The sequence below is a fragment of the Acinetobacter sp. ANC 4862 genome, assembly GCF_004336635.1.
GTDB lineage: Bacteria > Pseudomonadota > Gammaproteobacteria > Pseudomonadales > Moraxellaceae > Acinetobacter.
The window spans coordinates 1-24,234 of sequence record NZ_SJXH01000010.1; the positions used below are offsets into that span (position 1 = coordinate 1).

General features: G+C 39.6%; 28 protein-coding genes. 7 read left to right on the plus strand and 21 right to left on the minus strand.

Annotated features, from left to right (window positions below):
* Positions 1-425: 425 nt before the first annotated feature.
* The 4 genes from E0409_RS06265 to E0409_RS06280 all read right to left on the minus strand — a co-directional run bounded on the left by E0409_RS06265 (position 426) and on the right by E0409_RS06280 (position 4,160).
* The gene (locus tag E0409_RS06265; protein WP_131288898.1) at positions 426-1,289 is read right to left on the minus strand and encodes an EamA family transporter; all 864 of its coding nucleotides are present in this window, start codon (positions 1,287-1,289) and stop codon (positions 426-428) included.
* Positions 1,290-1,385: 96 nt separating this feature from the next.
* Positions 1,386-2,423, minus strand: coding sequence for a class II fructose-bisphosphate aldolase (gene fba / locus E0409_RS06270; protein ID WP_131288900.1), 1,038 nt, complete (start codon positions 2,421-2,423; stop codon positions 1,386-1,388).
* Positions 2,424-2,545: 122 nt separating this feature from the next.
* Positions 2,546-2,806: a hypothetical protein gene (locus E0409_RS06275; protein ID WP_131288902.1), complete on the minus strand. Its 261-nt coding sequence runs from the start codon at positions 2,804-2,806 to the stop codon at positions 2,546-2,548.
* Positions 2,807-2,972: 166 nt separating this feature from the next.
* Entirely contained in the window at positions 2,973-4,160 is a 1,188-nt protein-coding gene (locus E0409_RS06280; protein WP_131288904.1) for a phosphoglycerate kinase, read from the minus strand.
* 140 nt (positions 4,161-4,300) lie between these two features.
* Here E0409_RS06280 and E0409_RS06285 point away from each other — a divergent pair, with 140 nt between their 5' ends.
* From E0409_RS06285 to E0409_RS06295, 3 genes are read left to right on the plus strand one after another with little or no spacing between them, the layout of a single operon-like run.
* The gene (locus E0409_RS06285) at positions 4,301-4,684 is read left to right on the plus strand and encodes a DUF2237 family protein (RefSeq protein WP_067724598.1); all 384 of its coding nucleotides are present in this window, start codon (positions 4,301-4,303) and stop codon (positions 4,682-4,684) included.
* Positions 4,684-5,277 carry a Maf family protein gene (locus E0409_RS06290; protein ID WP_131289079.1) on the plus strand — a complete coding sequence of 198 codons (594 nt, stop codon included), beginning with the start codon at positions 4,684-4,686 and terminating at the stop codon, positions 5,275-5,277. The genes E0409_RS06285 and E0409_RS06290 overlap by 1 nt, the downstream gene beginning before the upstream one ends.
* A 15-nt stretch (positions 5,278-5,292) precedes the next feature.
* Positions 5,293-6,462 carry a ribosomal protein uL16 3-hydroxylase gene (locus E0409_RS06295; protein ID WP_131288906.1) on the plus strand — a complete coding sequence of 390 codons (1,170 nt, stop codon included), beginning with the start codon at positions 5,293-5,295 and terminating at the stop codon, positions 6,460-6,462.
* A 58-nt stretch (positions 6,463-6,520) separates the two neighbouring features.
* Here the strand turns inward: E0409_RS06295 and E0409_RS06300 are convergent, their stop codons facing one another.
* The 6 genes from E0409_RS06300 to E0409_RS06325 form a co-directional block, all read right to left on the minus strand.
* Positions 6,521-6,997 carry a hypothetical protein gene (locus E0409_RS06300; RefSeq protein ID WP_131288908.1) on the minus strand — a complete coding sequence of 159 codons (477 nt, stop codon included), beginning with the start codon at positions 6,995-6,997 and terminating at the stop codon, positions 6,521-6,523.
* 154 nt (positions 6,998-7,151) lie between these two features.
* Entirely contained in the window at positions 7,152-9,032 is a 1,881-nt protein-coding gene (locus E0409_RS06305) for a sensor histidine kinase (protein WP_131288910.1), read from the minus strand.
* Positions 9,029-9,712, minus strand: a complete 684-nt coding sequence (locus tag E0409_RS06310) for a LuxR C-terminal-related transcriptional regulator (protein ID WP_131288912.1) — start codon at positions 9,710-9,712, stop codon at positions 9,029-9,031. The genes E0409_RS06305 and E0409_RS06310 overlap by 4 nt, the downstream gene beginning before the upstream one ends.
* Before the next feature lie 314 nt (positions 9,713-10,026).
* Positions 10,027-10,803, minus strand: coding sequence for a glutathione S-transferase N-terminal domain-containing protein (locus tag E0409_RS06315; RefSeq protein ID WP_131288914.1), 777 nt, complete (start codon positions 10,801-10,803; stop codon positions 10,027-10,029).
* A 22-nt stretch (positions 10,804-10,825) separates the two neighbouring features.
* Positions 10,826-11,338: a ribonuclease E activity regulator RraA gene (gene rraA, locus E0409_RS06320; protein WP_131288916.1), complete on the minus strand. Its 513-nt coding sequence runs from the start codon at positions 11,336-11,338 to the stop codon at positions 10,826-10,828.
* 12 nt (positions 11,339-11,350) lie between these two features.
* Positions 11,351-12,016 carry a Rossmann-fold NAD(P)-binding domain-containing protein gene (locus E0409_RS06325; RefSeq protein ID WP_131288918.1) on the minus strand — a complete coding sequence of 222 codons (666 nt, stop codon included), beginning with the start codon at positions 12,014-12,016 and terminating at the stop codon, positions 11,351-11,353.
* A gap of 215 nt (positions 12,017-12,231) precedes the next feature.
* Between E0409_RS06325 and rpsT the strand changes: the two genes are divergently transcribed.
* Together rpsT and E0409_RS06335 are read left to right on the plus strand one after the other, a co-directional pair.
* Positions 12,232-12,498 carry a 30S ribosomal protein S20 gene (gene rpsT / locus E0409_RS06330; RefSeq protein ID WP_067724582.1) on the plus strand — a complete coding sequence of 89 codons (267 nt, stop codon included), beginning with the start codon at positions 12,232-12,234 and terminating at the stop codon, positions 12,496-12,498.
* Positions 12,499-12,899: 401 nt separating this feature from the next.
* Positions 12,900-13,343 (plus strand): META domain-containing protein, encoded by a 444-nt coding sequence (locus E0409_RS06335; protein WP_131288920.1) that lies wholly within the window; start codon positions 12,900-12,902, stop codon positions 13,341-13,343.
* Between the two features lie 68 nt (positions 13,344-13,411).
* Here the strand turns inward: E0409_RS06335 and E0409_RS06340 are convergent, their stop codons facing one another.
* From E0409_RS06340 to E0409_RS06350, 3 genes are all read right to left on the minus strand, one after another.
* Positions 13,412-13,609, minus strand: a complete 198-nt coding sequence (locus E0409_RS06340; protein WP_131288922.1) for a hypothetical protein — start codon at positions 13,607-13,609, stop codon at positions 13,412-13,414.
* A 434-nt stretch (positions 13,610-14,043) separates the two neighbouring features.
* The gene (locus tag E0409_RS06345; protein WP_131288924.1) at positions 14,044-14,781 is read right to left on the minus strand and encodes a histidine phosphatase family protein; all 738 of its coding nucleotides are present in this window, start codon (positions 14,779-14,781) and stop codon (positions 14,044-14,046) included.
* Positions 14,782-14,837: 56 nt separating this feature from the next.
* Positions 14,838-15,692 carry a 3'(2'),5'-bisphosphate nucleotidase CysQ family protein gene (locus E0409_RS06350; protein ID WP_131288926.1) on the minus strand — a complete coding sequence of 285 codons (855 nt, stop codon included), beginning with the start codon at positions 15,690-15,692 and terminating at the stop codon, positions 14,838-14,840.
* A 196-nt stretch (positions 15,693-15,888) separates the two neighbouring features.
* Here E0409_RS06350 and E0409_RS06355 point away from each other — a divergent pair, with 196 nt between their 5' ends.
* Together E0409_RS06355 and E0409_RS06360 are read left to right on the plus strand one after the other, a co-directional pair.
* A complete protein-coding gene (locus tag E0409_RS06355) occupies positions 15,889-16,155 on the plus strand; it encodes a phage protein NinX family protein (protein ID WP_252151778.1) in 267 nt (88 codons plus the stop codon).
* A gap of 498 nt (positions 16,156-16,653) precedes the next feature.
* Complete coding sequence (locus tag E0409_RS06360) at positions 16,654-17,142, plus strand: DUF4760 domain-containing protein (protein WP_165541304.1); 489 nt, start codon at positions 16,654-16,656, stop codon at positions 17,140-17,142.
* Positions 17,143-17,179: 37 nt separating this feature from the next.
* On the opposite strand, the gene E0409_RS06365 is transcribed toward E0409_RS06360, so the two are convergent.
* The 8 genes from E0409_RS06365 to E0409_RS06400 form a co-directional block, all read right to left on the minus strand.
* A complete protein-coding gene (locus E0409_RS06365) occupies positions 17,180-17,722 on the minus strand; it encodes a lysozyme (protein WP_252151780.1) in 543 nt (180 codons plus the stop codon).
* 245 nt (positions 17,723-17,967) lie between these two features.
* A complete protein-coding gene (locus tag E0409_RS06370) occupies positions 17,968-18,282 on the minus strand; it encodes a hypothetical protein (protein WP_131288932.1) in 315 nt (104 codons plus the stop codon).
* A 60-nt stretch (positions 18,283-18,342) separates the two neighbouring features.
* Positions 18,343-18,576 (minus strand): hypothetical protein, encoded by a 234-nt coding sequence (locus tag E0409_RS16695; protein WP_131288934.1) that lies wholly within the window; start codon positions 18,574-18,576, stop codon positions 18,343-18,345.
* Positions 18,569-20,656 (minus strand): hypothetical protein, encoded by a 2,088-nt coding sequence (locus tag E0409_RS06380; protein WP_131288936.1) that lies wholly within the window; start codon positions 20,654-20,656, stop codon positions 18,569-18,571. The genes E0409_RS16695 and E0409_RS06380 overlap by 8 nt, the downstream gene beginning before the upstream one ends.
* Before the next feature lie 17 nt (positions 20,657-20,673).
* Positions 20,674-21,060, minus strand: a complete 387-nt coding sequence (locus E0409_RS06385) for a hypothetical protein (protein ID WP_131288938.1) — start codon at positions 21,058-21,060, stop codon at positions 20,674-20,676.
* Positions 21,057-21,323: a hypothetical protein gene (locus tag E0409_RS06390; RefSeq protein ID WP_131288940.1), complete on the minus strand. Its 267-nt coding sequence runs from the start codon at positions 21,321-21,323 to the stop codon at positions 21,057-21,059. The genes E0409_RS06385 and E0409_RS06390 overlap by 4 nt, the downstream gene beginning before the upstream one ends.
* The gene (locus E0409_RS06395; protein ID WP_131288942.1) at positions 21,320-22,558 is read right to left on the minus strand and encodes a hypothetical protein; all 1,239 of its coding nucleotides are present in this window, start codon (positions 22,556-22,558) and stop codon (positions 21,320-21,322) included. The genes E0409_RS06390 and E0409_RS06395 overlap by 4 nt, the downstream gene beginning before the upstream one ends.
* Positions 22,559-22,612: 54 nt before the next feature.
* The gene (locus tag E0409_RS06400; protein ID WP_131288944.1) at positions 22,613-24,232 is read right to left on the minus strand and encodes a hypothetical protein; all 1,620 of its coding nucleotides are present in this window, start codon (positions 24,230-24,232) and stop codon (positions 22,613-22,615) included.
* Positions 24,233-24,234 lie beyond the last annotated feature (2 nt).

Below are 24,234 nucleotides of genomic sequence, written 5' to 3' on the forward strand. Positions count from 1 at the left end.
AACGGTTACTAAGAATGATCCAAGTAAATCTGTTTGAGAGAAAAACCTTAAAAGCTTTATTCATGCCCGATAAAATACCGATAAAACAAAAGGAAGCTCAATTGAGCCTCCTTTTATGAAAAATTGTGGGACAGCAGTGGGGTTTCAACCCCCTTTCATGTCATTTCAGGTCTTATTCTTGCAACAATATTGAGGTATATTTGCGCAAAAATAAAAGGTGGTTCACATCATGATTCCTGCTACAACTAAAATGCCGATGAAATTTGAATGCACACACTGCAATAAAATTTATATGTATCAATATTCCACCAATGCGATTTCTTTTTATCCAACCTGTCCAGACTGCAAGCAGGCTGGTTTACTATTAGGTACAGCCGACACCATAGACATCGTGAAGCATCCGAAAACTTTTGCAAAAACCCTATTCAAACAGATATCGCATAAGCTAGGCAAATCACACTAACCAAACCTAAAACCAAACCTACAGCGGTAGCGGGTTTTAATTTTTCTTTAAAGATAATTAAGCCACTTAATGCACCAAATAGCACCACAAGAATATTCATGCCTGCAAACACAATTGCAGGTGTGTCTTTCAATAAAATATGCGCTTTGACATACAGTGTAATATTGGCAAAATTCAGTACACCCAAACCTAGTCCAGCCAGAATGTTCTTTTTGCTACCAACAGTTTTTGTGGTCATTGCAATATAAGCCAATGACAATACAAAGGCACAAATAAACATTAAGTTTAGGGCTACTGCAAACTGTACGCCTAATCCTGTGGTGTATTTGAGCAACACATCAATTAAGGCGTATCCAGACCAGACCAATGCCAGATATAACATCGCCTGTTTTGAAGATGGCTGCCCTGTTTCGGCTTTTTGATGCGAAAATAGAATACTCAGTACAGCTGAAATACCTAGCGCAATCCCGATGATTTTTAGGCTATTAAACTGTTCCTGAAAAATAAAAAATGCGGCTAACAAAGACAATACAACGGATAAACGCTGGGCAATTTCAGTTTTAATAATGCCCGCATATTGCAATGATTGGGCTAAACATAAAAAAATACTCGGCAGCAAAACGCCTAAGGCAAGAATTAGCCACCACGGCGTATTGAGCATGGAAATATGCTGCAGATCTGGCTTAAACCATAAAAAACACAACAGACTGGCAGATGCGTAGTTCCACACAATCATTTGGAGTGCATCAAAACCTTTGCCTTTAGCGAGCTTTAAAAGAATTGAGATGACGACACTACAGCAGGCCGCAGCAAATATAAGTTCCATCTTTTTCCTTATTTTCCTTATATATAAGGGTTTAGGGTTAGATATAAAAAAGCCCACAATAGATGTGGGCTTTTGATTATAGATAATCTTTAGTGATTATTTATAACGATTCACCATTTTCTCTAAAGAAATTGGACGAATCTTGTCTGCATGACCCGCAGTACCAAATCCTGTGTAACGATCTACACAGATTTGTTTCATTGCATCGACAGTCGCAGAGAAGAATTTACGTGGATCGAATTCGCTTGGTTTTTCCGCCATCATACGACGCATCGCACCAGTAGAAGCCAAACGTAAGTCAGTGTCGATATTGATTTTACGAACACCGTGTTTGATTGCTTCAACCAGTTGCTCAACCGGTACACCATAAGTTTCTTTGATGTCACCGCCGAATTCATTGATCACAGCCAACCATTCTTGTGGCACAGAGCTTGAACCGTGCATTACAAGATGGGTATTTGGCAATGCTGCATGAATTTCTTTAATGCGATCAATCGCTAAAATATCACCTGTAGGTGGACGTGTGAATTTGTACGCACCGTGTGAAGTACCCACTGCAATTGCCAAAGCATCTACATTGGTATCTGCAACGAATTGAGTCGCTTCTTCAACTGAAGTTAAAAGCTGAGAATGGTCAAGAACGCCTTCCGCGCCTACACCATCTTCTTCACCCGCCATACCGGTTTCAAGGCTACCCAGGCAACCAATTTCACCTTCAACTGAAACACCACAAGCGTGTGCCATTTGAACTGTACGACGCGTTACATCTACATTGTATTCGTAACTAGTAGGCGTTTTACCGTCCGCACCCAATGAACCGTCCATCATTACCGATGAAAAGCCCAATTGGATCGAGCGTTGGCATACATCAGGGTCAGTACCATGATCTTGATGCATAACCACTGGAATATGTGGCCACTCTTCAATTGCTGCCAAAATTAAATGACGTAAGAACGGAGCGCCTGCATATTTACGAGCACCCGCAGATGCCTGAACAATAACAGGTGAATTCGTTTCGTCTGCGGCTAACATAATTGCGCGCATTTGTTCTAAATTGTTTACGTTAAACGCTGGTACGCCGTAGTTGTGTTCACCGGCGTGATCCAAGAGCTGGCGCAATGAGATAAGTGCCATAATGTCCTCCCAGTTGATGCCCCATATTCTACATGCTGATTGCTTTCAATTCAGTAATAAAAAACACTATTTCAAAAAAAATCCCTGCTTATGCAGGGACTTTTAAATAAAACATGACAAACTTAAGGTGCAGTCGCTTCAGAAGCTGCAGGAGTTGCTTCATCTGCATTCGCATTGGCTATTTCCGCAGGTACATCTGTATTTTTTTCATCCAGAACAGGTTTATCAAGTGAGTCGATTGCCGCTTGTTGCTCTGGCGTAACTTTTTCTTCTACGGCTGCTGTTGCAGCTGCGTCATTTTTTGGAGCTTCATCTTTCTTGGCACAAGCAGTTAAAGCTAAAGGTGCAATAAGGAGTGCTGCAAGTGTTAATTTCAAGTTCATCAGATTTTCCTAGGACAGGAGATTTAATGAACGTAATTTTATTGCAGATATATTTCATTTTGATGACTAAAATATGTATCCCGAAATGACAAAAGGCTGACTGTAGTCAACCTTTTGTCATTTTTACTTTATGGCTTTATCTGATTTAGAACTTCAGATCTAAAGATTAAGCACGTTCAAGTAGTACCGCAACTGCAGGAAGGGTTTTGCCTTCTACAAATTCAAGGAAAGCACCACCACCGGTAGAGATATAACCAATTTTGTCAGCCACTTCATATTTGTCGATTGCAGCTAAAGTATCACCACCACCTGCAATCGAGAAGCCTTCAGATTCAGCGATTGCTAAAGACAATGCTTTCGTGCCTTCACCGAACTGATCCACTTCAAATACACCCACTGGACCATTCCAAAGAATGGTTTTTGAAGTTTTGATAATTTCAGCGAATGCTTTTGCAGTTTCTGGACCAACGTCTAAAATCATGTCGTTGTCACTGACATCAGCAACATTTTTAACCACTGCTTTTGCTTTAGCCAATGAACCCAAGAAATCTGCAAAGTCGATTTCAGCTGCATCTGCAACCACAACGTCTGTTGGAAGGGGAACTGATACTTTTGCAGCAATAGTTTTGGCTGTGTCGATCAAATCATTTTCACACAATGATTTACCCACATTGTAGCCAGCAGCAGCCAGGAATGTATTGGCAATACCACCACCTACGATGATTTGATCACAAATATCAGAAAGTGAAGTTAACACGTCCAGTTTAGTTGAAACTTTAGAACCTGCAACAATCGCAACCATTGGTTTTTCAGGAGTTTTAAGTGCACGACCTAAAGCATCCAGTTCAGCTGCAAGTAACGGCCCTGCTGCTGCAACAGCGGCAAAACGCGCTACGCCTTCAGTTGATGCTTCTGCACGGTGCGCAGTACCAAATGCATCCATCACGAACACATCGCAAAGTGCTGCATATTTTTGTGCAAGTTCAGGATTGTTTTTCTTTTCACCCGGGTTGAAACGCACGTTTTCAAGCAATACCACCTGACCTGCGGCAACTTCAACAGCATCTAAGTAGTCCGTCAATAATTTAACGTCTTGACCCAAAGCTTGAGTCAAATAAGCAGCAACAGGAGCTAAAGACTGTTCTGGTTTAGGTTCACCTTCAACGGGACGACCTAGGTGAGAACAAACCATTACCGCAGCGCCTTTTTCTACCGCTGCTTTAATTGTAGGAAGCGCCGCGCGTAAACGTGCATCGCTTGTGATTTCACCATTTTTTACAGGTACGTTTAAATCTTCACGAATAAGAACGCGTTTACCTGTTAAATCGAGGTCAGTCATACGCTGAAAATTCATGTATAGCTCTCTTTATAGATATAAAAACCGCCCGATTTTAAATGATTATGTAGAAAAAGGTTAGCTTCTTTTGCATAAAAGCTGTCGAAAGGCAAAGTTTTGATTATGATAGTCAAAAGCCACTCCATGATTTAGAGCTTATGTCTATTCACCCAGATCCAAATATCAATCGTTTAAATGTTTTAGGCGAACCTATGGCTAGCTGTTGCTATGCTCCTATTACCGGATATTTTCGTAACGGCTTTTGTCATACTGCGACAACAGATCTAGGTCAGCATACAATGTGTGCACAAATGACCGCTGAGTTTCTTAATTTTTCGCAAAAAGTAGGTAATGACTTGATCACACCATTACCAGAAGTCGATTTCCCGGGTTTAGAGCCCGGTGATTTTTGGTGTATTTGTGTGACCCGTTGGGTTGAAGCATACCAGGCCGGTATCGCCCCTCCCATTAAAATTCAAGCTTGCCATCAAGCTGTGCTCTCCTATGTTCCGCTTGATGTGCTTATGGAATATGCAGTGTGATGAGTACTCCCCAAATTATTTTGGCTTCAAGCAGCCAAACCCGTAAAGACCTGATGAACCGCCTGCGCATCAATTATCAAAGTATCGTGCCTGATATTGATGAATCTCCGCGTGGTGAAAATCATGCGGATCATTTGGCCAAACGACTGGCATTTGAAAAGGCCAGAGCCATTTCAGAACAATATCCAGAAGCCATTGTGATTGGATCAGATCAGGTCGCTTGGCGTGAAGGTGCACCGGATATTTTTATTGGCAAACCGCTAACGGTTGAAAAAGCAGTGAAACAACTGCAAGCCAATTCCGATAAAATTGTCTATTTCAGTACCGCATTAAGTGTTCAACAGCAGTCAACTGGCTTTGAACAAACGCTAGTTGAACACTACAAAGTCAAATTTCGCAAACTCAGTCTTGCTGAAATTGAGCGTTATATTGAAGTAGAACAACCTTTAATGTGCGCCGGAAGTTTCAAATGTGAAAGTTTGGGTATTAGCCTGTTTGATCAAATGATTGGGCAAGACCAAACTACCTTGATGGGTATGCCGATGATTCAGCTGTGCCACATCCTGCGTCAATTGAATATTTTAGTTCCTTAATTTTAGGCTGTATGTATGTCTCAACCATTAGATGTATTAGGCGGAATTACCGCTGAACAATTTCTTGCTGAATATTGGCAAAAAAAACCGTTACTTGTACGTAATGCGCTTCCTGAAATTGCAAATCTTTTAGAACCTAACGATGTGATGGAACTGGCACTGGATGAAAATGTTAGTGCCCGTTTAATCAAACAAAAAGATAAAGATCCAAACCAATGGTCTGTGAAATCATCGCCTTTAACCAAAGCTGATTTCCAGAAGATGCCAAAGCTTTGGACTTTACTCGTACAAGCTGTGGATCATTACTCTTTTGACCTTGCTGAACTTTGGAAAAAATTCCCTTTTATTCCGCAGTGGCGTCGTGATGACATCATGGTGTCATATGCCCCAAAAGGCGGCTCAGTCGGTAAACATTTCGATTTTTACGATGTGTTTTTAGTACAGGGACATGGACACCGTCGCTGGCAGTTAGGTCAAATGTGCAATCCTGAAAGCGAATTTGTTGCAGGTCAACCGTTAAAATTACTGCCAGAGATGGAGGTCAATTTTGATGAAGTTTTAGCACCAGGCGATTTGCTCTATGTACCACCAGGTCTGTCTCATTACGGCGTAGCAGAAGATGACTGTCTGACCTACTCATTTGGTTTCCGTATGCCAAATGTGGCGGAAATGATGGATCGCGTCAGTGACAAATTTGCGGCTGATCAGTTGCTTAAAAACCCACTGACTGACATTATTCGCGACAAAATCAGCCCGATCGGTCAAATCAGTCAGGCTGAAATTGAGTATTTAAAAGCAGAACTTTTAGCTCAATTGCAAAATCCAACCGTGCTTGAAGATGCGCTCATGAGCCTGATGTCGGAACCGAAATATCCTGAAAACATTCCAGAGGCAGAAGCCATTGGTACAGGTGATTTGGAAGAAGTATTGGATCAAGGTTATTCCCTTATTCTTGAGCCGGCATCACGTCTACTTTATACTGAAGACGAAGATGAGTTGCTGTTCTGGGCCAATGGTGAAGGCATTTGTATTTCAGATGCGTTTGCACCGATTTTAAAACAATTGGCTGATGGCAGTTCAGTATTACTCGATGAAAATCTTTATGATCCGGATATGCTGGAAGACATCGTAAACTTGTTAAATGAATCGATTCTGATGTTATTACCTGCTACAGAGCAAGAATAAATCAAGCAAAAAGGGGAAATTAGATTTCCCCTTTTTTATATTCTAGAAGCATTAAAGCTTATTTTTTAGAAAAATCAAAAGCAAAATAACTTACAAATTTTAGTTTTTTTCCAACCCGATAATATGAAGTTGCTAAATAAATATGCGTATCTATTTGCACCATTTCATCATGATAATGCCTAACCCAATTTGGATTAGCAGATAAATCATGATTGATAATCAGAACATCTTGATCACTAAATAGTGATTTTCCGATATGGGCATTAAATTGATATCTTTGGGTTTCAATTTTACCAATCCCTAATCGATTCAGTCCTGTTAATTCTCCTGTAGAGGAAAGATTAAATACTTTACCTCGCCAAAGATTTAAACGCTGAAACCAGACGGGTTTAATCACCCTACCTTTTGCACTGCCCTTTAAAGATTCAATTTTTGGACAGGTTCCTGTTTTAAAAAGTTGATTCAAATCTTTTATATTTAAAGTTTTTAAATCCTCGAGTTGCTGAATATTATGTAATTTTAAATTATCATTCATTACACCTCCCCCTTATCTTGTTATCAAAATTTATTTTTAATAATTATCTTTTTTAGATAGAGCAATGAACGCCCATATTTTAAAGGCTAGGATTAGCCTTATCTCCCAGTGACAACTTCTTTGTTAAAAGATTATTTCAGCTGCATAAATAAAATCATTTAAGCTGAACAATGGCTTGAATTATCGTACATCCCTCTCCAGAAGATAAAATAAGTTCCGCACCTATACGTTCTAAGCGCATTTTCATACTGCGCATCCCAATACTTAATCCCTGTTGTGCTACACAATCCGTATCAAAACCCACGCCATCATCCTGTATGGTCAAAATTAATTGATTTTCTACAAGATAAGTCATCGACACTTTCACATTTTTTGCCTGACTGTGTTTAATCACATTGGTTAAACTTTCTTCCAGCACACGAATCAAGGTCAAACACTGGAGCGCTGTGGGTATCGCCTGCCACTCCCTCGGAAAAGCCCATTTAGAATGAATATCTAACTCATCCATCAGCTGACTAAAACGGTGTCTAACCGGTGCAACCCACATGACTGGACTGACTGGAATTTTATTATCAGCAGATGAACCATTATCAATAATTTGCCTTAAATCATCTCTAAGTAATTTGAGCATCGATAAAAATTGCTGATTTGGAATATTATGTGCACTTTGATCCACTAAAATCATGGAGCGAACCAATGACGCGCCTAAGCCATCATGTAAATCATGAGATAGATGTATTCTTTCTTGCAACTTCACATTCTCAAGTTCCAATTGATGTTTTTCATTCAAACTTGAACTTAAATTTTCTTCCGCCTGTTTAACTTTGACTTTTAATTCGGTATTAAATGTTTCTATTTTTTTTATGTTGCGTGTCAATCTCGCACCCAATATGATCACCACAAAGAAGCTAATAATTGGTGAGGTATAGGGTGATAATGGTTGTACATCAGAAGATGATTTCGATAATAACAATAGCGTATCAAAGATAGCAAAGCTGACAATTCCGGTTAAACAAATGGCTAAAAAAATATAATCTGATCGTCTAGATTGAATGGCACGATAGCTGATATAAATATAGGTGATAAAAAATATGCCTACATATATTAAAAATATCAGTGGAAAGACAAAATAAATAAATTGCTGTGGGGTGAAAAAAATACCAGTAATGGCAAGTCCAGTAGCAAAATACATCGAAGCTTCAATTTTAGCTAAATGCGTTCGGATAAATCTGAGTAAATAAATACAAAAACTAATAATATATAAGACAAAGAAAGTCAGATTTGCTTGGGTTGCCATTAAGCTTGTTGGGTATGGAAATGTTTCTGTAGTCAGTAGATTGGAAATAAATAGCACCCATAGCAAGGAACTCAAGGCAAACCATCCAAAAGTGGTTTCTTTAGGTCTTAATAACCAGATAACAAAACAGATCACCCCAAAAGTGATCGATAAAATGATATTGATTTGAAATAATGTTCTGCGGTTCCAAATTTTGCTTTGATGGATCTCATCATTGCTTTGCACATTATTAAAGGAAATCGTACCAAGCCCTGGAGATTGAAAAGCAAAACCATTCACATAAATCAAAATTTCATTTTCATCAAATTTTAATCCCGATATCGGTAAGATCCAATAACGTGGCATATTCCAGCTTTTAGACAAAGGTTCCTGTAAATGCCGATCCCGCCACAGCAAATCACCATTTAAAAAAACTGCCCCTGCAGAATTAATATAATCAATTGAAAAAGCAATTGGCTCTACTAACTTCGCATTATTTTGACATGACCAGTTCCATTCAATCTTATACCAGGCACCCCCATTATAATTTTTCCAGTGATTGGTCCATTTATCTGGCAATTGCACCAACTGCCAGCCCTGCTTGGGTAAAACTGTCTGTGACGGCGTTTTAACAGCATAGACAGAATTAATATGCACTGAACATTGTTCATTAATCCTTTCTGTTATTTCTGCATAACTGATTCGACTGAATAAACTCAGCAAAAATATGCAAAAGAAATACAGGATGGAATGATTCATAAAATCCCTAAGGATCGTGCTGCACTGACTGCTTTGGTTCTTTTCGTCACCGCCAATTTTCGGTAAATATGCTTAATGTGACTTTCCACCGTATATTTAGAGACAAATAACTGTTCCGCTATTTCTTTGTTACTCATCCCTTGGGCAACCAAGTCTAAAATTTCTGTTTCACGATTGGTCAAAAGTGCCACTTCCGACTCTAAGGATTTATCATCATTTGAGCCTGTAATCACTGAAGCTGAAATCTGCTTTAAAATTTCCTGTGCAATAAAAGGATCAATCGGTGCTCCACCACGCAAAATACTGCGAATCGCCAGCCGCACTTCCGCATCATCGCGTTCTTTTAGAACATAGCCGGTCGCACCGGCTTTGATGGCTGAAAATAGACTTGCTTGCGTACTCCATGCGGAAATCACCAGAATTAAAGCACTGCTATCTTGGGCACGCAGCTTTTCTATCAGTTCCACCCCATTTCCATCAGGAAGTCCGAGATCGACCAATGCCAAGGAAATAGGTTGTTGTTCTATTTGCAGGAAGGCTTCTTTTAGATTCTTGGCAAAAATGAGCACATCATTGTCATAGCCCATTCCGTTCAATATATGTCTTAATCGTTCTTGAATGAGATCTTCATCTTCAACAATTAAAACAGGTACAGGTAAAATCGTTTCTAATCCGGACACACACTACCCCTTTCTTTTATTGACCCAATCTAACGGGAAAACAATTAAAAAAATATCCCTAAAACCAAGTAATTTGATGACTTTTATACTAATAATTAAAATTCTAGTTTGGTATTTTGAGCGTTATCCTTTCAATTTAACACCATAAAATAAAAACACTGACGATTCAATCCATGATTAATATCCGCTCAACAAATTAAATTATTTATCTGAAATTCAGTTTGCACTCGTCTCTAAATTAAAGTTTTAAATACTTACTTTTGAATAGAAAAAAACAGCTTATAAAGCTGTTTCTTTGTTGCTGTTGTGATCATTCAGCTATATTGTTTTTTTAAATATTTCACAATCTCAGCTGACTCAAACATTTTCACGCCAGTATTCGGGTCGACCAAATAAGGAACCTGAATATCACGCCCCATAATCTCAACAATCTTCTCACGTTTTCCGCCGGTTAAGGGTTGATATTTTCCGGGTTTTAAACGCAGCATAGCTGGCCCCATATCTTGCCAGCGTTCCTTGGGTACGTTATGAAATTTAAAAGGGAGTTCCAGCTCAGTTAATACACCACGTACCACACGGGTAAATGGACTCGCTTCAAAACCCCACAATTCTAAAAGTTGGGCTGGCGCCTCGCGATCAATAATTTTTTTATTCACCCAAACTCCACGTGCGCCATTAATGATGGTTCCAGCCAAGGCAGCTACAGGAATTTTGGGATATTGCGTAAATTTTTTCGGTGTTTTTCCAGTTTTGCCATAATGTTTAAATAAATAGTGAATGATGTCTTGAGATTCATACATCTGGGCACCCGAGTTTTCATCAATAAAAAATGGAAACTGTTTTTTCCCACCTTTTTCTTTGACAATTTGTCGGTATTTTTGCCCACCTTTTGGACACGGATAAACCTCATAATCCAAATTTAACAAGGTCATGACTTCACGTACACGACGGCAAAATGGCGAACCTTCAAACTCATAAAGTTTGAGTGATTTTTCCGGCTGTTTCGGAAATGCGGTACCACTAACTCCGCGTCCACCTTCAGTCAATGCTGAAGCTAAAGCCTGTACAACTTTAATTTGATGATTCACCATTTTTATCCTTCTGCAATTGTCGTTATAAGTCGACTAATTTTTCTTTTGCAATCACAATTCCATTGTTATCAGCATAGATATAATCACCAGAATTGATGCTTACCCCACCAAAATACAAAGTTAAATCCACTTCGCCAATGCCTTTTCGATTACTTTTTTGTGGAATTGCAGCCAAGGCATGTACCCCCAGATCCAATTCAGCAATCGCATCTACATCACGTACACAGCCATAAATCACCACTCCATTCCAGTGATTCTTAACGGCTGACTCTGCAATCATATCGCCCATCAAGGCACAGCGCATAGATGCACCGCCATCTACCACCAGCACTTTACCGGTACCATCCGTCGCAAGCAGTTCTTTGACCCGCGAATTATCTTCAAAGCATTTAACCGTCACCACCTGACCGCCAAAAATTTTACGCGCACCATAGCTTTTAAAGAATTTACCATCCATGGATGGTGTCACCACTTGAATCTCTTTCTCTGGATTGTCATCAAGTAAATCGCAAGTTACGAATGCTGCATTAGACACTTTTTATCTCCCTCATTTGGAATTTTGTATGCGTAAATTATCATAAATTTCAAACTTTTCAGTTTGAGTTTGCGCTGCCTCGACCATAGTATGAGCCACTTGCTCTGCTGTCACTGGCTTATATTTGAATGTATCAGGAACTAAATGCGAGAATTTTTGATACAGCTTTTGAGTCAGATCTTCCAGACTGCGTTGTTCTGGACGCTCACCTAACAATAATGAAGGACGTAGAATCGACACACGCTCAAGGTTTAAAATCTGGATATGCTTTTCCAGTTCGCCTTTCACTCTATTATAGAAAAAATTTGAGTTGCTATTTGCACCCAGTGCGCTGATCAGCAAGTAATGGGTATTGGTCGATTCAAATAAATCAGCAAAATGTGCATTTATTTCATAATCAACATCATGAAATTTTTGTTTGGATCCGGCTTTTTTCAGCGTTGTCCCTAAACAGCTAAATGCATGGCTATATCCATTCACATCTTCATCATTGAGTAACAGAAAATCATCGAGAAGGAATTGTTGTACTTTTTCCAAACTTTTGAGGGCTGAATCTTCACGACGAACCACCGCGGTAATTTTTTCGCAACTTTCTATACGATTGAGTTGTTTCAGTAGCTCACGACCTACTAAACCTGTTGCTCCAATCACAATTGCACTTTTAATTGATTTAGTCATTTTTTAAGCAATCTCTATAGGTTATTACTAATCTAACGGTTTCTTTAGAATTTTTATGCATCTAAAATGTTGTCAAAGCAAGTCAAGACTTGACTTAACGTCATAGTTTAATCACAATATGGCACTTGTTTACGGGCTGGTGATAATTCTTCTGATGAAGGTTTTCAGTTGCAATTTCAGCCCGCCCAGACCAATCTAATTCAAGGAGTGCACGAGTGGCAAACTCTGCTCAAGCTAAAAAACGTGCCCGTCAAAACGTTAAAGCACGTAAACACAACGCTAGCTTACGTTCAATGGTTCGTACTTATATCAAACGTACAGTAGCTGCTATCGCTGCTGGTGATTATGCAGTTGCTACAGAAGCTTACAAAGCAACTGTACCTGTAATCGATCGTATGGCTGATAAAGGCATCATCCATAAAAACAAAGCTGCTCGTCATAAGAGCCGTTTGAATGCACAAGTTAAAGCTTTGGCTAACTAAGTTGTTGCATTGAAAAAAGCCCTTAACGGGCTTTTTTTACGTCTGAAACTCTATCATTTATAAGTAAAATATATAAATTTTTGTACTTCAAATACTTTAGCTGATTAAGATTAAATTGTAATGAATTGAAAGCCTAGGGATTGAATGCTGTTTATACCCTTAATATAACAAATATATGATTAATCAATAATTCTAACCATAGTTGTTCTATTTAAGTTTATTGCTCCTTGTATCCTTTAACATGTCCTTGTTTACCTAAAACAATACATGTTTGTTTTCCGATCCACTCTTGTAGATGATTAGTTAACAATCAAATGAATTCTAAGAAAACTTTATAAACTGTAATTTGTTTTAACTGCCTCACAATTATCTTTAAGTATTAAATTAATTGGAGAAAAGCGATGTTAAGAAAAATTATTCTCGCTACAAGTATAGCAACTTCCTTAACTTTGGTTGGTTGTAGTACATCTATGCCCAATCCCTCCACTGATCGAAATTTAGATCAATTGCAAAATAAAAATTGGGTATTAACCGAAATTAATCAAGTTATTTATAAAGCTGACCCGACCCAGTCTGCTGTTCCCACCATGACATTTGATAGTAATGAAGTAAGCGGCACTGATGGATGTAACCAATTCATGGGAGGTTATGCCGTTATGGGAACCCAGATTAAATTTGCAAATCTAAGAGCAGTAGAAAATAACGCATGTTCAAATGCGACCAATTTACCGCAAAAGTTCTCTCAAGCATTAAGCCAAGTTGTAAGCTATGAGGCTTCCAAGATGGAATTAAAGTTACTCGATAGCAATAACAGAGTGGTAATCAGGTTTAAAAATATTAAATAGATATAAATTAGCCCTCAACTAGTAATAACATTTGAGGGCTTTTTTTATTTGTTAAAATCGTTTTGGCTCTAAGAAATAGACCACAAATAATAATAGGCTTGAATATCTGGATTTAAGAATTCATCATTTTCAGGATCGTAATGAAAAGGTGTACTACTCAAAAGATCTACATAGTTAAGTGAGGTTAAATATTTTTTTAAGAACTGTTTAAAAATTTCAATTTTTGCAGGGAAGGTATTTTCACCATCCCATAAAATTACGTCCATTTTCAGCGGCCTAAAATCATATCTTCTTGTTTTGATTATATTGCCAAGAATCACACAATTCAATATATTTTGATAAATATATCACACTTTAATTCAACTGCTTTCTTAAATCATATTTTGCGTATTTCAACTCTTTTAACTTTTGAATATTCATGCAAAATAATATTCTAAATACTTGTATTCCCTTAGTATAGGTTCATTTTTATCATAAAATATCAGCCAGTAAAAACGCTTATTTATATGAATTTCTAAGTTTATGGCTGAAATTATGGAAAAATGTTACCCCTACACCCATTTTAATTTAGTAATTGTTAATACGGATCAAATATTTAAAATTGCGGAAGATAAGATGGATTTATCATTTTTTAATAGAACACCATCTGGGTAGATTTTCTTAAGGTGATTTAAGTTTTTCTTTTTTAGAAGTAACTCTTTTATTTTTCTAACTTCTGAAACTCTCGAATCGAAAGCTCCCTGACTTTACCGCGCCAAATCCATTTGAGTTTCGATTCTAAAAACTCATCCCCTTCAAACCAGACAAACAAGCCTTCCATCATTTGTGGCCAGTCTTCCTGACTGATGGTGTTACGCCCAGAAATCACGGCAATGATTGCAGCTAAAATCGTATCATGGCTCACTGCCAAACTTAAACCAAAATGATCTTGGGGATGGGTGTTATAAATAAGCTCTAATACGTCTACCACGCCGGTAATCGGATGTTTCATTCCCGGCAAGGCATTATTGACAAAACTATTGATAAAACCCAAAGCCCCTTGTTTGCTAAAATATGGACCTGCCTGCTTGATATCCAGCACAAAACTTCCCGGTTCAACCAACAAGCCTTGCTCGACGATTTCAATATGATGGGTATTTTGTGCAAGCGTACTCGAATCAGCACCTTGAATCATTAAAGCTGCCGTATCGACACAGCGTTGAATTGGACTTGAAATACAGTGCTGGATACTCCGGTCTGTATTTTCAATTAAATATGTGCCCCATGCCTGTGCCAAGTCACGACCTTGTGAGGTTAACTGTAAATCATAGCCAGCCAAACCCTGCCCAGCCACCACTTCACGAATAGAATGACGGGTAAACAAAGTCACAGGTGTTTTTGCATCGGGCAATAAATCAATTGCCTTGAGCATACTTGCAGGGAGTAGGTCTAATGCCATGATGCAGCCAAAAATTAAACATGGTTCGGCACACTATAGCATGTTAAAACATCTGCTCAAGGGATGTTCGCCATAAGTCCTAGAGCATGGAATGCTAATTTTTTCATTTCAATATTCTTAAATGCAATAAAGCCACCGTTCAATAAACTATTCCGTTGATTATATAAAAAGGGTCTGCCCTTTAAATCCACCAGCCCACCACCAATACGCTCGATCAGACATTGACCTGCGCTGGTATCCCACTCGCTGGTCGGATGGAAACGTGGATAAATATCGACTTTCCCCTCAAGGATCATACAAAATTTATAAGCACTCCCTGCCTTAAATTCAACAATTTCAACTTGTTGTTTTAATATGTCCAAGTATTCAGCATATTTGGGCTTATTCTGGCTAGTTTGGCTTAAGCCAATTTGAATTGCAGTTGATGGTTTATCTTCCAGATACTCCCACCATTGCCCGGTTTGAAGCTCAAATTTCAACGGTAAACCTTGCTTCGGGCAAATATAGAGCATCTGCTCAGCCGGAATGGCTAATATCGCAAAAGTGGTCTGTGCACCTTCCACCAAACTTAAGTTAATCGTAAATTCAGGTCGCTTATGCAGAAATTCTTTGGTTCCATCCAAAGGATCAAGCAACCAGAAGTTTTGCCATTGTTTCCGTTCGGTATTGTCACCTTCTTCTGACAATAAAGGGATCTGTGGAAAATTCTGCTGTAAAGATAGGGTGATAAATTCATTGACTCGGTGATCTGCTTGGGTCACAGGAGAATTGTCACTTTTTCTCTCGACATCAAAAGCTCCACCCGCACAATATGCCTGATATTCTACTCGCAAAATTTCACACGCCTGTGTCACAATGGGTACAAGCTGTAAAATCAAAGCATCTTGTGGTGCTGTTGTTGTTTTAAACATAGATTACCTTTATATGTCGAATTACTCAGAAAAACCGACCATCATTTTTGATATGGATTGATTTAATCATAAGTAATTATTTTAATTAGTATTAATTTAATTAAAATAATTTACCTAATTTTTATGTACACACATTTGTACACTTTGAAAAATCTGCTATGTACATTATAGCCTTATATGGCAATAAGGAATAAAAATGAAAGTATCCGAGCTCACTTACAATCAACTACCCACTATTCTTGCCAGAGCTATGAAAGTAAAAAATGTGCCGGAACTAAATTGGGACCTATGTGGAAAACTGATTGAGAAAGAAAAAATTAGTTTGGTGCGCTCATATTCAAGATGGACTGCTTTCTATATTGGTCCACGTGCAGATAGCAAGGAAGCTGAGCAAACCGCGGATACAGCTATTGAAGCTGTAGTGAAGTGTTTTATTGAGAAAAAATTAGGAAGTGAAATTTAAGTGTTGATCCATCAACTTGCGAAATATGCAAACTTGCGCATTCCTGCAAGTTAAAGTTTTTCTATCAGAATTCCGACTAAGTTAAAGTTGGTGGCCTTGATTGTTTTTTGGTTTTGAGTGTGGTGAAGAGTTAATGTACTTCCTTAGAGGGGATTTAAGCTGTACTGACTATTAAGTATATTAATTATAACAAAAAGAAATACCAAAACCCTTGTTCAATTATTCACTTTAGAATAATATTGGCACATGCTAAAGGTTTAAAGAAGTTTAGTAGGATTTCTCATACCTAGCAAATCAATTTTAATTATAATATATCTATTTCACACACCCAAAGGAGTTTATTATGAAAGATGCTAAAGTGGTATTTGCAACTGTCGAGTGCTTCGAGGGTTGCGACCTTTAAGATTTAATTAACCATAAGTTAGACAAAACAACCCTCATGTGAGGGTTGTTTTTTATTGGGGTAAAAAATTGAACGAGCCTGTAATGATCCTAGGCATGACACTTCCAAATTTTCTACAAACAATCAGCTTATTGATCGCTGCTTGTGCGTTAATTTTTAATGCCCTACAAGTTAAAGCACTAAAAATTCAAAATACACAGAATGAAAAAAAGGCACGCCAGCGCGCCACAATTGATCTCGCCTTGCACGAAAGAGTGGATGTGTCTTATTTAGACTGTAAAAAGAAATTTATTGAAATGCGTGATTCGGGGAATGTAAATCTAACGAATCTTGCTTGTGATATTAAAGCAAATAAGTCTCAAAATGATATTGTTTTTGCATACCTAAATCACTATGAGTTTCTAGCTTGCGGAATATTTGAAGAAGCTTTGGATGGCGGTATATATAAAAGAATGAGAAAAACATCAGTTGTTAATGACTGGAATGCTTTGAAGCCCTATATATATGAGTTGCGAAAACAACGAAATAATCAAAAAATTTATTGTGAGTTTGAACGATTAGTTACCCAATGGGAAAATGAATAAATATGATAATAGCCCTCACTTGAGGGCTTTTTTATCACTACTTCAAAAACAACTCTCGCTCTTTAGCTCTGCGACTTACCAAGCCTTGCAAAACTTTACCACCACCCTTATTCCATACGGTGAATTGATCTGCGGCACCTTGATAATCGCTAACATTCAATTTTTTAAGCAGTGTGGATTTCTCAAAAGCACCTGTGCCAATGTTGTATGTGAGCGATACAAGCGCATCAAACTGGTTTTGGGTAAGTGGTACTTTGACCAAATCATTGACTGTTTTCTCAAAACGCTTTAGATCATGTGCTTTAAATTGTTTAGCCTGGTCTGGTGTGCAAGTATCCCCTTTTTTGACTTTCACACCACTTGGGTAAACTGTAGTGCCAAAGCCAATGGTCCATACTTTCGCTGGGCATAAATATGCTGCAAGTTCACACCCTTCAAAACTTGAAAGTAAATTGATTCCGTTTTGACTGACTGACTTTTCACCTTTAAACCCCGCAAGCAAATCATTAATTTTACTTACTTGTGCTTGAGTAAGAGAACCACCTAAAATTTTTCTAAAATTACTAAACAAGTTTTTCAAATTATCATCCGTACTTGGGACCGCAGCAAAGCTTTGAATCTGATGCAATGATGGTTGGTATAGCTTTTTACCAATATATGATAATACAACCATTAAGCCGCCAGTCACATATGCATGGTATTCAACCGGAATAACCTTAAAATCTACCGCCCACTGTAATGCAGGAATTAATACAAGCATTAAAAAAGCCCCCAAGATCGGGAGCTTTACGGAAAGATATTTCCATGCATTTTCATTTATAAACTTCATTTACGATCCTCTCTATGGCTTTGAATAATTGCCGTATCTTGTTTAAGTTGATTGATTGTATTAATTGTCCATGTGCCACCTGAAACAGCGATACCAAGCAATAGCATTGCCCCCCACTTCAGTAAACCGATAGCGCCTTGGGCTTGATGGTTTTGCTGTTCAAGTGAATCGATTTTTACACGCTGCTGATCAAGTGCTTGGTGATACCCCTTGTTGATGGCATTTGATTCAATGAGCTGTTCAGATACTTTCTGTAGCTTATCCGTCACTTCATTTAATTTTTTCCAAAGTGATGCACTTGGTTCATTCACTTGCGCCCCCTAAATTTTGGTAATAAAAAAGCACCCGGAGGTGCATTGTGTTGAATGGTTTTAAACTTCTACTTGTGAATGTGACCCACTTGGAGCAGGTCGCAAGATAACTTGATTTGCAATAAAGACTCGAGCGCCTAAATTATATTGGGTCCCTGATGTGCACAGCACCGGTCCGTATCCACCGTCAATCTGCACCCGGTATTCTGGATGCTTCACTGATGTAATGGTGCCGATGTATTCAGCATGGGTCGGATTTAAAAGTTTCCGCAATTCAAAAAGAGGATTAGTCACGGCTGATACGCTCCACTGCAATTGTTTCAGTTACTTTTTCATGTGAAAAACTACCGCTTACGCCATCAATCACACCCCACCACTGGCCATTAAAGGCAATCGTTTTTCCGGGCAGCATCTCGCCAATTTCCGAACTCACTGGAATATCTGAGAAAGTATGCAACTCCTGAATATTGGCTTTCACCAACTCATTTTTGCCGTAACTGGCACCAGACACTACATTGAATAATGGTCCTGTGACCGTTTCCAGCGGAACATCACCCGAAGTACCACGTTGCTGTACTTTCAGGCTCTCACCACTGCGGCTATTCACTACAGTGATGGCATTAAAGTCGGCAGTGTATTCATCATTCTGTTTGATGTTCTGCTGCATCACCAAGCTTTCAGACAATAGAATATCGTAATCATCAAGGGGCATCGTATCCCAGTAGCCTTTCTGGTACCAGGGTAAAATAGTCAGTGTGTTGCCTGCTTTCTGGCTATAGATAAAGCCACCGCCTGCATCAACCACCTGCTTGATTGCATCGATGGGTGCCAGTTCTGCATAACTCAGACTTTCAACCGGTATAATCCAGCCCAATTCATCAATCAGCTTCCAATCCAAACTGGTACCGCTATTCGCTCGATCAATTTCAGCCTGAACCAATTGAACAGAGGTACGTTCGTTATCCTGAATGAATGAGCGTGTTGGCCCATACTTATCTGAGTTCAAGGCAGTAACACTTCGCCCCGGGTAAGTGTAAAGCACACTGGCAAAGCGTCGGGTCTCCTCTGGATCTTCGAGCAGAATATGGTGCTCAAACCCATTGATCATGATCTTAAGAATCACCGGCTGACCATTGATTGGTTGCAGCTTTTCTTTTTCCGTATGCGCCACGGTAATTGAATAGGTCCAGCACCACTGTGACCGGCTGGTGCTGTAGGTGCCATCCATAACTTTGATCTTCTCGCCGGTATCCAGTCGCTCGGCTATTAGTGTATTCACGATATACCACCAGTTCCTTTTTGGCAGTGCTGGAATACAGTCATCTGCACCAAAATTTAAAATGACATTATGTGAATCAACGTCATGACATAAGCAGATAAAATTTAAATCACCATTACCTTCATATTTTGGTAGCTCAGGCTTTGGCCAAGGCTGAACCGGATGCTTGCGGTAATGAATCGCTTTGGCCTGATCCCAAGGCAAATCTGACTTGGTGACAATCTCAAGGCTTTTATCCCACTCAAATGAAAAGCGGTGCTCAAAGACTTGGGCTACGTCATGCGAATAGATAAAGCTCTTACGCTTGCGGATCATTTCCTGCCAGACCGTTTCCCGATTATGACGCAACTTGATTGTTTCATCGTGCAGATATCGCTGATGAATAAAGCGCTTATCGCCTTCCTCCCAGATGATGCATGCATTAGAACTTAAACCGGTTGCCTGCTTATGCAAGGATCTGACCGCCCGAGTTAATGATCCTGCTTGCTCATACCGGATATCTGCTTGATTAGAAATCACCAAGCCTTGGTCATAAAAAAGAGCCTCATTTGAGACTCTTAATATTGGCTTGGCCCACGGTATTTCTATTGAGCTCAACGCTGTGATGGCTCTCTGGTACTGCAGCCCTAAACCTAAAGACACACCGACCAGATGATTAATATCGAATAATGCTTTAACTTCAAATTGAAATTCAGTATCCAAAACCGTATCAATGATGCATAAGTTTTCACTAAATACTGCTTCGACCTCAAAACTAAAGCTCGTATCTAAAACAGTATCGATTTGGCCAATGACATCAGTATTTTCTTTAAAGACCGCAACTACATCAAAGCTGAATTCAGTGTCGAGTACCGTGTCTATAACTGCAGTATTTACACCACTGTCAGCATAAATTGCAGTGATTTCAAAACTAAACTCAGCATCTAATACTGTGTCGATTACAGCAGATACATCATCCCCAAAATTGAGATTGGTCGAGCCATCGGCTAAGTGCTCAAAATTGAGAATAATGTTATGGCTGTCGGTATTATCGGGTTTAAAGTTTAAGTTTAGGTTGTGCGCATCAACGGTGCCGAGCTTATTTTTAAAATCCACATGAGCACCCTTTTAATTTAAGGTCTGAGTTTTATTGAAGTGATAGACAGCGTACCACCAAGGGCTAGATTGGTATTGGCAAGCGTAATATCTGTGCCTACTATCAGATCGGCAGCTATTTCACCAGCGCCGTTGTAGATCCGTGCCCATGTTGCAGTGCCCGACTTAATCACGGTTGCAGTATCGGTTGGGTGAAATTCTACATAAGTGGACGTGGTTTCTTTAATACAAGGCTCCGGAAATGTGAGTGTCACTAGAGCACTGTTTGAATCTGCTGCAACAGTAGGGCTGACTGGCTGCACACCTTCATAAAAAATAACGGTAGCACTTTGGCTACCGTTATCCATAAATTCTGCAAAGGCTTGAATCATGGCAAGCTTTGATTTAATTGACGATTGACTCATTTCGCACCTACATTATCTTGAGCTGTCGCATTAAAGATTTTGTTTTCATCCACACCAACAATTAAATATGCAGCATCGTATGGCAGGTATGCTTTATAAACACCATCCTCATTGCTTTTAATTTGCTTAAGCAGTGCGCCGCTATTGCGACTATATATACGCACCATTTTTGATTTTGCTACACCCAGTTCTAATGTACGCCCCGAAATTAGCTTAACTTTAGGCGTTGAGTAGCCTGCATGTGTAATCTTCATTGTGCTCATAAAGACTCCATAGCAAACGCATAGTTTTGTGAACCAAAGTTTCCGTTATACAACGAAAGACATTTGATTTTTCCATCGTCCGTGAAATACGTTCCGTTTCTACCGCCCCCCATCTGCATTCGTGCAAACGGAATTGAGCCACGGAAAACCATGCTGCTATCTAAGATTGGCATTTGTAGTAAAAAATTACTTGATGATGTAGCATCAATCGCAGTGTTATTGGTCATAAATCCTAAAGCGATAGGGCGTGATATTTTTTGATCTTGCCGCAATGCTGAATTGTTATACCACAGCAACCCAGCTTGTGCTTGGCTTGCAGCGTCACCTGGGCCTGTTGAGTTGTTAAATCCTGTCATTAACCCGCCGCGCGCTGCTGCATATCGGTTTTGAGCTTGCGTCGGGTTAAAGTTAAGACCTGTTGCAGCTAATATGGCATTTGCACCGCGTATTTCTGCATCATAAAATTCAAATAAACCATAAAGTGCATTGTACCATTGGTTTTGAACACTGAGAAGCATGGATTTACCATCTACTACTAGATCAAAAGTACGACCACCTGCAGCTGGCGCCTGTGTATCATTACGCTGGTCATAGGCATTACCATACTGCGGATTTGCGTAATACCACTTCGCACAGCCATGATATGTGCCATCCCAACCCCAGTTATTGGCATCTTCAGGTAGTTGATTTCCAACAATCGTATTAATGTCGGTCATGTTTTCAACGAGACCGACTTTTGCAAATTTAGCCCCAGCAGTTGCTGCACCAATGCTACAAAAATCATGCACAAGTAAGATTAACCCAAGTGATTCAGGGTCGGTTGAGCGATATGCGCGTTTTGGCTCAGTAGATTCGCTCGGTGTTTGATGCACAATTTCAAAATCTGCGGGTGCTGTAAAACACGATGCCGTACCAGAAATAACTATTGGATGCTCAGCTGTGCACTCAATCGTAATTGAGCTAGTGTCAGCACTTAGGACTTTATGGTCACCATTCCATCCATTTGTAGAGCCTGCAATGCGCACCACTTGTCGATCAATAAAACCGTGACCACTACCAAGATTAATTGTTGCTGTGATAGATTCTGCATTGGCTTTGGATAAGCCCAAAACAGGCACATGGTTAAAGCCATGCACCAATACCGCATCAAGCAAATTGATCATCGAACCCCAATTGTTGGTTAATTGCGGGATTCCATTCATTGAGTTTTGATAATGTTTTACTAATCCAGTCATATTTTTACCCATAAAAAAAGACCGCATATAGCGGTCATATCTGTGTTTGATTTTTTACAACACACGGTCAATATCACCGCGTAGCATGATCTGGAATTGATCTGAAATAACAGTAGGCTCGGATTGCTTCACGGTGCGAATCACCCAGACCGGGAAGTTTGAAGCGATTGTATTGAAGCGCAGCACATTGCCATTGGCCCATCCGGCACCCCAACCTTCTTTCTTTATGATGAAGTACGGCACACCAGTGACAGGATTGATTGGGGCATAATCTGCATTTGTTGTGCCTATGCCAATCTGACCGGAGTATTCGCCAATACAACGAAAATCTGTTGCGCTGGTAAACTGGATATACCAGCGTTCCTGAATAGCACCCTTATTGGTGACTTGGATCGGATACAAAGCATCGTTGTAATTAGCTGGAATTGTTGCACCTACAGGCTCATCCGCCCAAGTACCACTCCATGAACCTTGCACAAACTTTCGTGTATAGCGTGCCTGCATATCCCCAATGACCAAAGCAGATCCGACAATGGTATCCACCGCATCATAGTTATGGGTTAGAGGCTTGGTAAATGTTAGCTGACCATTAATCTGTACATCACGGATTAAGCCCATATCCTGATAGCGGTATTTCACTTTTAGTGGTGCAACCAGATTACCCAGCACAAAATCACCACCAAGCGTCACACGGCCGTAGTCATAATCAACTGTGTATAAATCGAAAGCTACTTTCGTTCCGTTAGCATCTTCCAGTTCTGCCCATGAAATGCGCTGATCATTCATGTTGTAGGTAGTGCCCGCAATCGCACTTGGCAACTCTTGCACCTTGCTTGAGCTGACAATACCAATACCGCCTGTGCGGAAAATTGGCACCCGACCATCAATCGGTAAACGTGTTGCTGACAAACCTAAAATTTCAGAATCTAGCGGAATATAAGTATAAGCCACTGCGTTATAGCGTACTGATGAAGCATCGACCCAAACTGGAATATTGATATAGATGTCCACCCCTTCCTGATATTCAAGCAATGGATCATACCAATCGTTCGCTTCAATCTCAGCTCTATTTGCTTCGGTTATTTTGGTTTTGGTATAGAAATAAATACTGACAAAGCCATTGTCCCAATTCACCTGACCATGCGCCCGGCTAGTTTCAATTACGCCATTTTCATCCGCAGTCAGTGTGAGTTGACCGTATTCAAGCGATGTCACGATAATAGTCATCGACTGTGGGCGAACCGGAATGATTGGTGTTCTAAAGCTGATCTTATTGATTGGCGGTAGATCGGTTGTGGTAATCAAGGACTCCAGTGTTAATGAGTTGGTTTGCCCTGGTGTCCATGAGCTCAACTCAATTTCACCAGTACCCAAGCGAATCACACCCGATTGAATACCACTGCCGTTACTTGGGTTGATGTCGCGATAAATCAAACCGTCACGATCAATAAAAGTGCTGTCACCTAGTTTAAAGCGTACCGATCCAGATAAAATCTGCTCGCTAAAGCCATAGGTGAGATCAAGCTTTAAGTCACCACTTGTTATGGATTTTGTGCCAGATGTACTGCCGGAAGCATCGCGGTAATGCGCTTTAATTCCTGTCGTTTCAGAAAAAGCTTTGTATGTTGTATTTCCAAGAGCAACACTACTTGGCTGTGATTGATAAATTGTCATAT

Excerpts from the sequence above, each read along its gene's own strand:
- E0409_RS06335 (WP_131288920.1), top strand. The coding sequence starts at position 12,900 with ATGTTAAGAAAAATTATTCTCGCTACAAGTATAGCAACTTCCTTAACT.
- E0409_RS06315 (WP_131288914.1), bottom strand. The coding sequence starts at position 10,803 with ATGGTGAATCATCAAATTAAAGTTGTACAGGCTTTAGCTTCAGCATTG.
- E0409_RS06325 (WP_131288918.1), bottom strand. The coding sequence starts at position 12,016 with ATGACTAAATCAATTAAAAGTGCAATTGTGATTGGAGCAACAGGTTTA.
- E0409_RS06350 (WP_131288926.1), bottom strand. The coding sequence starts at position 15,692 with ATGTTTAAAACAACAACAGCACCACAAGATGCTTTGATTTTACAGCTT.
- E0409_RS06360 (WP_165541304.1), top strand. The coding sequence starts at position 16,654 with ATGACACTTCCAAATTTTCTACAAACAATCAGCTTATTGATCGCTGCT.
- E0409_RS06280 (WP_131288904.1), bottom strand. The coding sequence starts at position 4,160 with ATGAATTTTCAGCGTATGACTGACCTCGATTTAACAGGTAAACGCGTT.
- E0409_RS06385 (WP_131288938.1), bottom strand. The coding sequence starts at position 21,060 with ATGAGTCAATCGTCAATTAAATCAAAGCTTGCCATGATTCAAGCCTTT.
- E0409_RS06340 (WP_131288922.1), bottom strand. The coding sequence starts at position 13,609 with ATGGACGTAATTTTATGGGATGGTGAAAATACCTTCCCTGCAAAAATT.
- E0409_RS06395 (WP_131288942.1), bottom strand. The coding sequence starts at position 22,558 with ATGACTGGATTAGTAAAACATTATCAAAACTCAATGAATGGAATCCCG.
- E0409_RS06265 (WP_131288898.1), bottom strand. The coding sequence starts at position 1,289 with ATGGAACTTATATTTGCTGCGGCCTGCTGTAGTGTCGTCATCTCAATT.
- E0409_RS06390 (WP_131288940.1), bottom strand. The coding sequence starts at position 21,323 with ATGAGCACAATGAAGATTACACATGCAGGCTACTCAACGCCTAAAGTT.
- E0409_RS06290 (WP_131289079.1), top strand. The coding sequence starts at position 4,684 with ATGAGTACTCCCCAAATTATTTTGGCTTCAAGCAGCCAAACCCGTAAA.
- E0409_RS06275 (WP_131288902.1), bottom strand. The coding sequence starts at position 2,806 with ATGAACTTGAAATTAACACTTGCAGCACTCCTTATTGCACCTTTAGCT.
- E0409_RS06305 (WP_131288910.1), bottom strand. The coding sequence starts at position 9,032 with ATGAATCATTCCATCCTGTATTTCTTTTGCATATTTTTGCTGAGTTTA.
- E0409_RS06300 (WP_131288908.1), bottom strand. The coding sequence starts at position 6,997 with ATGAATGATAATTTAAAATTACATAATATTCAGCAACTCGAGGATTTA.
- E0409_RS06400 (WP_131288944.1), bottom strand. The coding sequence starts at position 24,232 with ATGACAATTTATCAATCACAGCCAAGTAGTGTTGCTCTTGGAAATACA.
- E0409_RS06285 (WP_067724598.1), top strand. The coding sequence starts at position 4,301 with ATGTCTATTCACCCAGATCCAAATATCAATCGTTTAAATGTTTTAGGC.
- E0409_RS06355 (WP_252151778.1), top strand. The coding sequence starts at position 15,889 with ATGAAAGTATCCGAGCTCACTTACAATCAACTACCCACTATTCTTGCC.
- fba (WP_131288900.1), bottom strand. The coding sequence starts at position 2,423 with ATGGCACTTATCTCATTGCGCCAGCTCTTGGATCACGCCGGTGAACAC.
- E0409_RS06295 (WP_131288906.1), top strand. The coding sequence starts at position 5,293 with ATGTCTCAACCATTAGATGTATTAGGCGGAATTACCGCTGAACAATTT.
- E0409_RS06345 (WP_131288924.1), bottom strand. The coding sequence starts at position 14,781 with ATGGCATTAGACCTACTCCCTGCAAGTATGCTCAAGGCAATTGATTTA.